General features: G+C 67.0%; 11 protein-coding genes and 1 pseudogene. 8 read left to right on the top strand and 4 right to left on the bottom strand.

What is annotated here, in order from left to right; all coding sequences use genetic code 11:
- Positions 1-221 precede the first annotated feature (221 nt).
- Positions 222-785 (top strand): TetR/AcrR family transcriptional regulator, encoded by a 564-nt coding sequence (locus tag FV228_RS10480; protein ID WP_147854569.1) that lies wholly within the window; start codon positions 222-224, stop codon positions 783-785.
- A 437-nt stretch (positions 786-1,222) separates the two neighbouring features.
- Entirely contained in the window at positions 1,223-1,924 is a 702-nt protein-coding gene (locus FV228_RS10475) for a hypothetical protein (RefSeq protein ID WP_147854568.1), read from the top strand.
- 52 nt (positions 1,925-1,976) lie between these two features.
- Here FV228_RS10475 and FV228_RS10470 read toward each other — a convergent pair whose 3' ends face one another.
- Positions 1,977-2,261: a hypothetical protein gene (locus FV228_RS10470; protein ID WP_147854567.1), complete on the bottom strand. Its 285-nt coding sequence runs from the start codon at positions 2,259-2,261 to the stop codon at positions 1,977-1,979.
- Positions 2,262-2,756: 495 nt separating this feature from the next.
- Here FV228_RS10470 and frc point away from each other — a divergent pair, with 495 nt between their 5' ends.
- Positions 2,757-4,034, top strand: a complete 1,278-nt coding sequence (gene frc, locus FV228_RS10465) for a formyl-CoA transferase (RefSeq protein WP_147854566.1) — start codon at positions 2,757-2,759, stop codon at positions 4,032-4,034.
- A 120-nt stretch (positions 4,035-4,154) separates the two neighbouring features.
- Positions 4,155-5,087: a methionyl-tRNA formyltransferase gene (locus FV228_RS10460; protein ID WP_147854565.1), complete on the top strand. Its 933-nt coding sequence runs from the start codon at positions 4,155-4,157 to the stop codon at positions 5,085-5,087.
- A 21-nt stretch (positions 5,088-5,108) separates the two neighbouring features.
- Here FV228_RS10460 and FV228_RS10455 read toward each other — a convergent pair whose 3' ends face one another.
- The gene (locus FV228_RS10455; RefSeq protein ID WP_147854564.1) at positions 5,109-5,759 is read right to left on the bottom strand and encodes a class II aldolase/adducin family protein; all 651 of its coding nucleotides are present in this window, start codon (positions 5,757-5,759) and stop codon (positions 5,109-5,111) included.
- A 91-nt stretch (positions 5,760-5,850) separates the two neighbouring features.
- Positions 5,851-7,128 (bottom strand): oxalate/formate MFS antiporter, encoded by a 1,278-nt coding sequence (gene oxlT, locus FV228_RS10450; RefSeq protein WP_147854563.1) that lies wholly within the window; start codon positions 7,126-7,128, stop codon positions 5,851-5,853.
- 487 nt (positions 7,129-7,615) lie between these two features.
- Between oxlT and FV228_RS10445 the strand changes: the two genes are divergently transcribed.
- The 4 genes from FV228_RS10445 to FV228_RS10435 all read left to right on the top strand — a co-directional run bounded on the left by FV228_RS10445 (position 7,616) and on the right by FV228_RS10435 (position 10,821).
- The gene (locus tag FV228_RS10445) at positions 7,616-8,308 is read left to right on the top strand and encodes a GntR family transcriptional regulator (RefSeq protein ID WP_147854562.1); all 693 of its coding nucleotides are present in this window, start codon (positions 7,616-7,618) and stop codon (positions 8,306-8,308) included.
- A 560-nt stretch (positions 8,309-8,868) separates the two neighbouring features.
- Complete coding sequence (locus FV228_RS33040) at positions 8,869-9,021, top strand: hypothetical protein (protein WP_187277696.1); 153 nt, start codon at positions 8,869-8,871, stop codon at positions 9,019-9,021.
- A gap of 114 nt (positions 9,022-9,135) precedes the next feature.
- A complete protein-coding gene (locus FV228_RS10440) occupies positions 9,136-10,209 on the top strand; it encodes an HD-GYP domain-containing protein (protein WP_147854561.1) in 1,074 nt (357 codons plus the stop codon).
- Positions 10,210-10,326: 117 nt separating this feature from the next.
- Positions 10,327-10,821 (top strand): CAP domain-containing protein, encoded by a 495-nt coding sequence (locus FV228_RS10435; RefSeq protein ID WP_147854560.1) that lies wholly within the window; start codon positions 10,327-10,329, stop codon positions 10,819-10,821.
- Between the two features lie 56 nt (positions 10,822-10,877).
- On the opposite strand, the pseudogene FV228_RS10430 reads toward FV228_RS10435, so the two are convergent.
- Positions 10,878-11,089 (bottom strand): annotated as a pseudogene (locus FV228_RS10430) (single-stranded-DNA-specific exonuclease RecJ); the annotation flags it as partial.

The following is an 11,089-nucleotide window of genomic DNA, read 5'->3' as shown; positions in this document are numbered from 1 at the left end:
ACCCGGTGCGCCTGGCCTACATCCGCGACGCGCGCTGCCGCCGGTTCGGCCGCCCGGGCCGCTGGTGCCAGCGCGATCGTCGCCAGCACGAGAGCTGTGTATCGTTGAGCGAACATGCGGATCTTGTCGGCGGCCGTTGCGGACGAAGGGCGCCCAACGGCGTGACGCTGTCCTACTCCATCGCTTACATACCGTCCAGTCGGTTTCTAAAATGGTGACCTATGCGCGCGAAACGGCAGCGGCTGGCGGAACGGCCGGAAATCATCCTGGAGGCGGCCGATGCCGTATTGCGCAAGGGCGGGGCGCGGGCCCTGACCATCGACGCGGTCGCGGCGGAGGCCGGTCTCAGCAAGGGCGGCGTCCTTCATCACTACGCATCGAAGGACGCGCTGATCCTGGCCCTGGTGGCCCGCAAACTCACCGAACTGCGTGAGGGCATCGCCGCCTGCGAGGGTGAACTTCCGTCCGGGCCGTCGCAATTGCCGATCGCGATGGTGGCGCATGTCCGCTCGCATTACTGCGACGACGACGAGTCGTCTCGGGCTCTGCTGCTGGCGTCGATCGAGTATCCCGAGGCCCTGAACGATTATCGGGCCTTCGTGGCCGATCAACTCGACCGGCTCGGCGGGATGAACAGCGCGTGCCCCGGCGAGGGCTCGATGCTGTTCTTCGCGATCCTCGGGGTGATCATGGGCCGGACCCTGGGATTCCATCAGCTCGACCTGGACGAGTTGAAGCCGATGTTCGACGCCCTGGAACGCATCGCTCGCAAATCGGACGCGTAGGCGCGCCGCGAACCCGCGCCTCCGGTTGTGGCTGGCCTGTCACGATGGCCGCCCTCCTGGCGGATGCATATCGATAGCATCCTCCTGAAAGCTGGCCGCCGGGCTCCGGTACAGAGACGATGCGAATCGGACATGTGCGCAGGCGACGGACCTTCTTATGCAGATCGCAAGGCGCCGCGATGGTCGAGACGCCAGATAAGATCTACGCGCTACGTCGCGGGCCTCGGCTCTGTAGATTGCGCTGCTGCTTCGTTCCTGATCTGCCGGAACGACGACGACGAAAGAATCTCAGCACTGTCACGCCTTTCGGCGACGAGGGCTTTGCGTGCGGGGCGCGATTTTCCGTGCGATGACGTGCGTTCGTCATGCGCCCATGGGGCCGTCGGCTGCACGAGCGCGTTGACTGCCATCCCGTTACTCGCCGCCAGCGTAGCGTCATGAACGAACACGTCGCGATCTCGCCGCCCGACGACCTGCGCCGTGCCCTGGCGCGCACCCTCTACGAGCATGACGGCAGCGGGATCGCCGATTACCCGGCCTGGGACGATGACGCCCTCGATACGCATCACCCCGGGTTGCGCGAGCGCTATCTCGAACGCGCCGACGCCCTGACCGAAGGCCCCCTCGCCGCCCTGATCACGGATCGGTTCGATGTCACCGCGCGCGACGAGGAGTTGCGCGTCCTGCGGCGTCAGCGCATGGCGCCGGAGCGCGAACGCGAGTTGCTCGAGGCCAACAACCGGGTGCTCGCGCGGGCCAACGCGGCGGAAACCGCGCGGGAGGCCGCCGAGGCCGAACTCACGACGGCACTGCGGGAACGGGATGTCGCCCGGGAAGCCGAGGCGTTCTGGCAGCGTTTCGCCTTCGATGCCGACGAACTGGCGACCCGCCGCCTGATCGAGCAGACCGACGCCCGGGCGGAAGCCGAGCGCGTCGCGATCCGCGAACGATGCCGGCGTGAGCGGGCCGAGAGCGCGCTCCGCTTGTTTGCCGACAGGGCCGAGGTCATGCCGAAGGAGGGCTGGGCGTCGGACCTGGCCAACGCCAACCGGGACATCCCGCTATGGTGGTTTCATGCCGCCCGGGTGGCCCTGGACTCACACGAGCCGCAGCCCGGCTCGGAGCCGAGCACACCGTAAACCGGGCCGCGCCCGCCGGTTGGGCGCAGTTCGTCAACTGGAAGATTGGTCGTCAGGCAGCCGCGGGCCGCGCCACCTCCCCGGGGGGCTCGCGGAACAGGGCGGTGCAGCCGGAACCGCGATGCATGCTAAGGATCGAAGCCCGGTCGATGTCCGGATGCGCCTTCAACACCTTCTGCACGCAGCAGAGCACGCGGTCGTACTGCGCGGCATCGAAATTCGGTTCCAGCGGGCTCACGGCGATGTAGGTCTCGACGACGAGCACACGCTCCGCCCTGTCGCGGTCGACATCGACGGCGATCCAAGACGACTTGATGAGGCTGGTGCTGGCGAGCATGGGCGTTCCTCATTCAGCGTTGCTGCGAACCCGTCCTTTTTGCGGACGGTCGATTTTGGCGGAATGATGGACCGCCTTAAGACGTATGCCAAGAGGGACAGGATCAGTTCCCCCAGTGCACGTACCCCGCCGCGTTGAGACGCAGAACTCTTGGGCCTATGCTACGGTGATGCCTACAACCTTCGCGAGTGCTTCTTTCTACTCGCCTCCCGCGGATGGCATGTGGTATACAAGTGTGGCGGCCCTCTCGACGGGGCCGGCGTGACGGGTCCGCGAATCGACGGGACCGCGCATCGGGAGGGAGTGTCAGCATGATCCGTCCGAGACGCGAGGACGCGGGTCTCCACGATCGTTACGCAGCCGTCTCGACGGCGCGGCGCGCGAGACCTCACCGCAGCAGCCCGTCACCGTCCGTCGGCGCCCGGCCCATCACGGCCCCGACCTGAGACACCCCCCGCCGCTTCCCGAAACCCGATCCGAGATCCGAGACCGACCATGACCAAGGCCCTCGAAGGCGTCCGCATCCTGGACTTCACCCACGTGCAATCCGGCCCGACCTGCACCCAGCTTCTGGCCTGGTTCGGCGCCGACGTGATCAAGGTCGAGCGGCCGGGAGTCGGCGACGCCACCCGCCAGCAGTTGCAGGACATCCCGGATGTGGACAGCCTGTATTTCACGATGCTGAACCACAACAAGCGTTCGCTCACGCTCGACTCCAAGAACCCGAAGGGCAAGGAGGTGCTCTGGCGCCTGATCGAGGAATGCGACGTCCTCGTCGAGAACTTCGCCCCCGGCGCGCTGGCCCGGATGGGTCTGACCTGGGAGAAGATCCACGCGAAGAACCCGCGCATGATCCTGGCGTCCGTGAAGGGCTTCGGCCCCGGCCGCTACGAGGATTGCAAGGTCTACGAGAACGTCGCGCAATGCGCCGGCGGCTCGGCCTCCACCACCGGGTTCCGGGACGGCATCCCGATGGTGACCGGCGCCCAGATCGGCGATTCCGGCACCGGCCTGCACCTGGCGTTGGGCATCGTCACGGCGCTCTACCACCGCACCCAGACCGGCCTCGGCCAGAAGGTCGACTGCGCCATGCAGGACGGCGTGCTGAACCTCTGCCGGGTCAAGCTGCGCGACCAGCAGCGCCTCGAGCACGGCCCGCTCAAGGAATACAGCCAGTTCGGCGAAGGCATCCCGTTCGGCGAGGCGACCCCTCGGGCCGGCAACGATTCCGGCGGCGGCCAGCCGGGCCGGATCCTGCGCTGCAAGGGCTGGGAGCAGGACCCGAACGCCTACATCTACGTCATCACCCAGGCGGCGGTCTGGGACCCGATCTGCGACATCATCGGCGAGCCCGACTGGAAGACCGACCCGAACTACGCCTCCCCGAAGGCGCGCCTGCCGCACCTCAACGAGATCTTCACGCGCATCGAAGCCTGGACGATGAAGATGTCCAAGTTCGAGGCCATGGACATCCTGAACGGGCACGACATCCCGTGCGGCCCGATCCTGTCGATGAAGGAGATCGCAGCGGACGAGGCGCTGCGGGCGACCGGCACCATCGTGGAGGTCGATCACCCGACCCGCGGCCGCTACCTCTCGGTCGGCAACCCGATCAAGCTCTCGGCGAGCCCGACCGAGGTCGTGCGCTCGCCGCTCCTGGGTGAGCACACCCAGGAGATCCTGCGCGACGTCCTCAAGTACTCGGAGGAAGAGGTCGGCGAGATCTCCGGCTCCGGCGCCATCGGGGGCGTGCAGAAGATCGCGGCCGAGTGAGGCCGCCAGGCGATCCCGGGCCGAGCGTCCGGGGTCGCCGCCGACCGACCGCGTAACGTCGTAGTCCATACCCAAAAGATCCCGCCTCGCTTCGGGGCCGGACGACGCCAGGGATCGCCCATGCGCATCGCCGTCATCGGTCAGCAGGACTTCGGCAAGGCCGTCCTGGAGGCGTTCCTGAAGCGCGGGGATACCGTGGCGGGCGTGTTCTGCGCGCCGGAGAAACCCGGTGCCAAGCCCGACGTGCTGAAGACCGCGGCGGAGGAGCACGGGCTGCCGGTGTTCCAGTTCCCCAGCCTGAAGAGCCCGGAGGCCGAGGAAGCGATGCGCGGCCTCGAGGCCGATATCGGCATCATGGCGTACGTGCTGCAATTCGCGCCGCAGAGCTTCGTGACGATCCCGAAGCACGGCACCATCCAGTACCACCCCAGCCTGCTGCCGCGGTATCGCGGCCCGTCCTCGATCAACTGGCCGATCGCCAAGGGCGACCTTCAGACCGGGCTGACGATCTTCCGCCCCACCGACGGCCTCGATGAGGGCCCGGTCGTCCTGCAGAAGGTCTGCGAGATCGGCGGGGATGCGACCCTCGGGGACATCTACTTCAACAACTTGTTCCCAATGGGCGTGGACGCCATGCTGGAGGCGGCCGACCTCGTGGCGGCCGGCCAGCATATCGAGATCGACCAGGACGAGGACGCGGCGAGCTACGAGGGTTGGTTCCGCACCGCCGAGGCCGAGATCCGCTGGTCCGCCCATGCCGAGCAGATCTACAACCTGATCCGCGCCGCGAACCCGGCCCCGGGCGCCTGGACCACCCTCGCGGGCAAGAAGCTGCAGATCTTCGACGCGCGCCTGCACCCGGTCCGCCGCCTGGGCGACGTGAAGGGCAAGCCGGGCGAGATCATTGCCGTGGATGACGACGGGTTCAGCGTCTGCGCGCAGGGTGGCCGGATCGAAGTCCGGAAGGTCAAGCCGGAGGACGGCAAGAAGGTCTCGGCCGCCGAGTTCGCCGCATCCGGCAGCATCGCGGTCGGCCAGTTTCTCGGACGCTGACCGCCGGCCGCGACCCCAACATCAGTCGGCGGCGTTCAGCCCGTAGCCGCGGAAGCGCTCGACGGTGCCGGCGATCTCGTGGTCGGACAGGACGTTCGGAGCCCCGACCTGGAGCGCCACGGCGTATTGCCAGCACAGGGTCTCCAGCTCGACGGCCAGCCACACGGCCTTCTCCAGGCTTCCGCCGGCGGCGATCATGCCGTGGTTTGCCAAGAGGCAGACGTTTCGGCCTTCGAGGGCGGCGAGCGCCAGTTCCGACAGCTCCGCGGTGCCGTAGGGCGCGTAGGGGGCGCAGCGCACGTTCGGTCCGCCGAAGGCCGCGATCATGTAGTGGACCGCCGGGATCTGCCGTCCGCAGAGGGCGAAGGCGGTGCAGTGGATCGGGTGCGCGTGGACGACGGCGCCCATCTCGGGCCGCGCCGCGAGGATATCCCGGTGGAAGCGCCATTCCGAGGACGGCTTGAGCCCCGTCGGGTGGGTCCCGTCGAGCGCCATCGGCACGATGTCGTCCGGGCCCATGCGCGCCGTCGGCACCCCCGAGGGCGTGATCAGCAGGCCGTCGCGGAACCGCACCGAGACGTTGCCCGAGGTGCCTCGGTTCAGGCCCTGCGCGTCGAGATCCCGCGCCGCCGCGACGACACCCTCGCGCGCGATCCGTTCGTCCTTGTCCATGCCCGGTCTCCGGTTGCAGCCGGCATCCGGTACGCATGAAGGCCCGGCGCCGTAAAGCGGCGCCGGGCCTCCGAGCTGACGGGCGCTGGCGTTACTGAGCCAGCACCGGTGCCAGGTTCGCCTGCGGGGCCTTGGTGTAGGCGGCGCGCATCGGCTTGAGGACGAACAGGGCCAGGAGCGCCGCCAGGATGTTGAGACCGGCCGCCACCAGGAACACCGTGTGCCAGCTTCCGGTCATGGTCGTCAGCACGCTGGTATAGGGCACGATCAGGGCCGCGGTGCCTTTGGCCGTGTAGAGCAGGCCGGCATTGGTGGCCGCGTATTTCGACCCGAAGGTGTCGCCGCAGGTCGCCGGGAACAGCGAGTAGATCTCACCCCAGGCGAAGAACACCAAGCCGGTGAGCAGCACGAAGGCGATCGGGTTCTCGCCGAACTGGCTCAGCGCGTAGATGCCCAGGCCCTCGATGGCGAAGGCGATGAACATCGTGTTCTCGCGGCCGATATGGTCCGAGATCCAACCGAAGAACGGCCGCGTCACGCCGTTGAGCACCCGGTCCAGCGTCGCCGCGAAGGTGAGCGCCGGCAGCGTGATCCCGAGCAGCGAGACCGGGACGTCGGCGATCTTGAAGTCCTTGGCGATCGGGCCGAGCTGCGCGGTGGCCATCAGGCCTCCGGCGGCCATCATAACGAACATCGCGTACATCACCCAGAAGATCGGGGTGCGCACCATCTCGCCCGGCTTGAAGTCGCGCTTGGACTGGCTGACCCGGGCGACGTCCGGGACCTGGCCCTTGACCGGCGAGCGCAGGAACAGGGCGACCAGCATCACGATCAGGCCCTGGCCGATGCCGAAGTAGAAGAACGCGGCCTCGTAGCCCTGGGACTTGATCATCGCCTGGATCGGCACGACGGTCAGTGCCGAACCGGCGCCGAAACCCATCGCGGTGATGCCCGCGGCGAGACCGCGACGGTCCGGGAACCACTTGAGCGAATTGCCGACGCAGGTGCCGTAGACCGCCCCGGCGCCGGTGCCGCCGATCGCGGCCGCGACGTAGAGCATCGTCAGCGTTTCGGCGTAGGAGTTCATCACCCAGGCGATGCCGCAGAGCAGGCCGCCGAACAGGGTGACGATCCGCGGACCGTACTTGTCCACGAACCAGCCTTCGATCGGGACCAGCCAGGTCTCGGTGACGACGAACAGCGTGAACGCGACCTGGATCGCGGCGCGATCCCAGCCGTGACGCTCCTGCATCGGGTTCACGAAGAAGGTCCAGCCGTACTGCATGTTCGCGATCATGCACATGCAGACGACGCCGAATGCGAGCTGCAGCCATCGGCCCGCCCCAACCGGTTTGCGAATCTCGGACATACGCTTCCCTCCTGGCTGGATTTATTATTCTGTATCTGATCCCGGCTGTGTTTATGCCCGGACACGGCCGCCCTTGTCAGAACAAAGCGAACGGCATGCTTTGAAAAATTCTTGACCGACAGACAAACGAAAACTCTGTCGGCATCGTCGCCAACCGTCGCACCCCGTCACCGAATACATGCTGGTGTACGGTATGCCAGACGGATGGTGCTGGCGGCGGGAGATTCTGTCAATCGATCCTGCACAAAAATACACGAATATGCCGCTGGATTAACGTGGCGCTTCGTTCGTGCGGGACGAATTCGGAATTACCCTTCCGGATATTGCTCCGTGCCGGGGCGGAGGCCGGATCGCATGTGGGACCAAGGGTCTGTGGGTCGGCTCGTAATTGACTAGGATCGGGAAAAGGTTTGGGTTAGTTCGTTTTACGAGCGCACGGCAGAGAACACGTGCGAGACAATATGGGCATGGACCGGCTGGACGAGGCATGTCGAACTCAGAACCGTTGAGCGTTAAACCGATCGTCGCCAGCTCCAGTCTACGGACCTTGGCTTATGAAGCGCTCAAGACTGCTATAACCAACATGGATATCTACGGGCGGCCCGATGAGGTGCGGCTCGATGAGCGGAAACTGTCGCAGGACCTCGGGGTCAGCCGAACGCCCGTGCGCGAGGCGCTCACCGTGCTGGAGCAGGAGGGCTTCGTCCGGTCCGAGGCCCGTCGCGGCGTGTTCGTCATCAAGAAGAACAAGAGTGAGATCGTCGGCATGATCCACGCCTGGACGGCGCTGGAGAGCATGGCGGCCCGGCTCGCCTGCACCCGGGCCACCGACGCGCAGCTCCGTGCGCTGCGCGAATCATTCCCGGAATTCTATGAAGGCCAGCCGTCCGAGCACATCGACGAGTATTCGGACGCCAACATCCGCTTCCATCAGCGGATCATCGCACTCGGACATTGCGAGCCGATCGCCGAACTCACCAGCAATCTGCTGATGCATGTGCGGGGGATTCGCAGCACCGCGCTGCGGCAGGGCGACCGCGCGCAGCATTCGATCCGCGAGCATGTGGCGATCATCGCTGCGCTTGAGGCTCGGAACGCCGACACGGCCGAGCGGCTCGTGCGCGAGCACGGTCTGGGGCTCGCTCAGCACGTCGATACCTACGGTGATTATCTGGACTGAGGATTCGCGACCGGGCGATGAAGCGGGGTCGAATGGTGTCCGCCGTCCATGAGGCTGCTTGACCGGTCATTCCCGTTTTCGCCCTCATCCCAAGACGACGAAGTGAAGCGAAGGCCTCGAAGGGAACCGTCCAGCCTGCCGCGCGGTCCCTGGCGGCCTCCTTCGAGGCTGCTGCGCAGCATCTCAGGATGAGGGGACAGGTTGGGATCTCCGTCAGTAGAACCTCGATGCGACGGCGAGCATGCGGTCAGGCAGGCTCTGAGCAGCCTCTTCGAACATCGGTTATCGAACGCGCGTTCTGGCAGGGCCGATTGCGTCGGATCACACAGCAATCCGATTGCAGTGCAACATACGCCTATTCAACCGGCCCAATGCGGCACCTCGCACGCGGAGCGGCCGACGCCGCGATCGACGTTGAGCGGTGTCTTTCAGCGAGCGATCGCGTCATGCGCTCCCGACATAATTGGCATTCGGTATTTGGCATACCAGTTTGCGCTGCGACATGGCATTTCATGCATCGCACCATCCAGTGTCCAGCCGAGCCGTACCGGAGCCGTCCGATGATCGCCAACTTCCTCGTCGTGTTCACCGCCTTCGCCGCCTGCCAGGCCCTCCTGGCCGTCAAGCTCGCGGACGTGCTGAGCCCGACTTCCGATGCCGGCAAGCCCGCCGCTCAGCAGACCCGCCAGGACGGCGCTGTCAGCCTCGCCTGAACACTGATTTTTCGGCGCCTATAAGCCGGGAGACTGCGTAGGGTTAACACTTCGCTCAAAGGTTTCCGTTAGCGTCAACACATCGTTGACCATGCGGACCGGGGAGCAACCGCGTTGGCCCTCGGCATACAAGCGCAGACCACGAACAACCCGTTCGTGCTGTTGATTTCGGATCGCCCGACCGAACGGGCGGCCCTGGAGCGCGCCATCGCGCTGGTCATGGATTGCCGGGCGGTCCCCGCCGGGTCGGCGATTCCGCCGGGGCGCCCGCACCTCATCATCCTGGACCTGCATCCCGCACAGGCCGCGGCGCTCGAGCCGGCGCTGACCCATCGCGGCCGGCCGGTCCCACGCCTGGTCCTGGTCCGCGGCGAGCCGCTCAAGTCCGCGCCGCATCTTCGGCAACTGCCCGCCGCCGCACCGCGCCAGGTCGTGCTGGCCAACGTCTTCGCCATGATCGAGGCGGTGACGCGCTCGGTGGAAACCCGCATGCAGCGCCTCGTCGGCCGGGTCACGGATGCCACCGGGATCGTGGCCGAGCTATTCGACAGTGCGGCGCTCGGGGCGGGCCTGCAGCGCGCCGATGTCGAGCGCGGGACCGAGTTGGTCCTGGCCGCCGTCTCGGAAGCCGGCATCACGGCCTGGCTCGCCGAAGTCTGGCGCCACGATGTCGGCGTCTACCAGCACACGCTCGGGGTCGCGGGTCACGCCGCCAGCTTCGGCGCGCAGATCGGCTTGAGCCGGATCGATCTCGCCCGCCTCGTGCGATCCGCCCTCCTCCACGACATCGGCAAATCGCGGATCCCTTCGGAAATCCTGAACAAGCCGGGCCATCTCGATCCGGAAGAGTTACGGCTGATGCAGCGCCATCCCGTGATCGGCGCCGACCTGCTGCGGGCACAGGGCGGCTTCGAGGACGAGGTGATCGACGTCGTCCTGCACCATCACGAACGGCTCGACGGCGCCGGCTACCCGGACAGGCTCTCCGGCCGGGCGATCTCCGATCTGGTGCGGATCGTGGCGATCTGCGACGTGTTCTCGGCGCTGACGGAGCGCCGCGCCTACCGGAAGCCGGCCAGCCCCGCCGAGGCGCTGGCGATCATGGTCGACGGGATTGGCCATCTGGATCCCGATCTTCTGCGCGTATTCGCGCCGGTCATGCTCGGGGGCGACGCGCTCGCGGCATAAGATCCGTGGCCGTGGTGCCACGGTCGGGCTGTTGCGCCTGCGGGCGTCTCCCAGCGCCGCGCTTTCGCCGCAACCGGTCCCGAGGGAGACGCATCCCTCCCGGAACCGCGATCGACCGTGTCCAAAGCTCTCCTTTCCCTCGCCGCGGCCCTGGCGCTGGCACTTGCCGGCTGCGGCGGCCTGTCCTTCACGCCCGAGCCCAGTGTCGAGAACGCGACCCATACCGCGATCCTCGATGAGGTCGCGGCGGCGGCGGCGATCTCGGCCTATCGGGTCCAGCACGGATTGAGCCCGGTCGTCGTCGATGGCGGCCTGGTGAAGGCGGCCGCGTTCCAGGCCGGCAACAACGCGCGCAACGGCCAGCTCAGCCACGAGGTCGGCGGCAGCTTCACGTCGCGGATGGCCTCGGCCGGCCTGGCGAAGTCCTACGCGGCGGAGAATCTCAGCGCCGGCTCGGAGACCTTCGAGCAGGTGCTGGCGCGCTGGAAGGCCAGCTCCGAGCACAACAAGAACATGCTGCTCCCCCAGATCCGCCGGATCGGCATCGCCCGGGTCGATGCGCCCAACACCCGCTACAAGCGGTTCTGGGCCCTGGTGATGGCCGGAAGCTGAGTGTTCGGCGCACCGTCGATTTCCGGAAGCCGGCGGCCAACTTTCGGAACGATGCCTCAGGCGTCGGCCGGAGCCAGATCGACGATCCGCAGCTGCGCCCGCTCGGCACCGCGCCAGCGGTCGCAGGACAGGGTGCCGGCGACGTGCATCTCCTGGCCGATGCTCCGAAGCAGGGCCTGTCCGAGCGGCCGCTCGGCGGCCCGGAAGCAGATCGCACCGACGGCCTGCCCGTCGCGGCTGCGCAGGCGCGCGCGGACATGCCCGGTGC

The organism is Methylobacterium sp. WL18, from assembly GCF_008040015.1.
GTDB lineage: Bacteria > Pseudomonadota > Alphaproteobacteria > Rhizobiales > Beijerinckiaceae > Methylobacterium > Methylobacterium mesophilicum.
The sequence above is the reverse complement of the archived record's forward strand: the minus strand, read 5'-3'. Positions and strand labels throughout refer to the sequence as shown.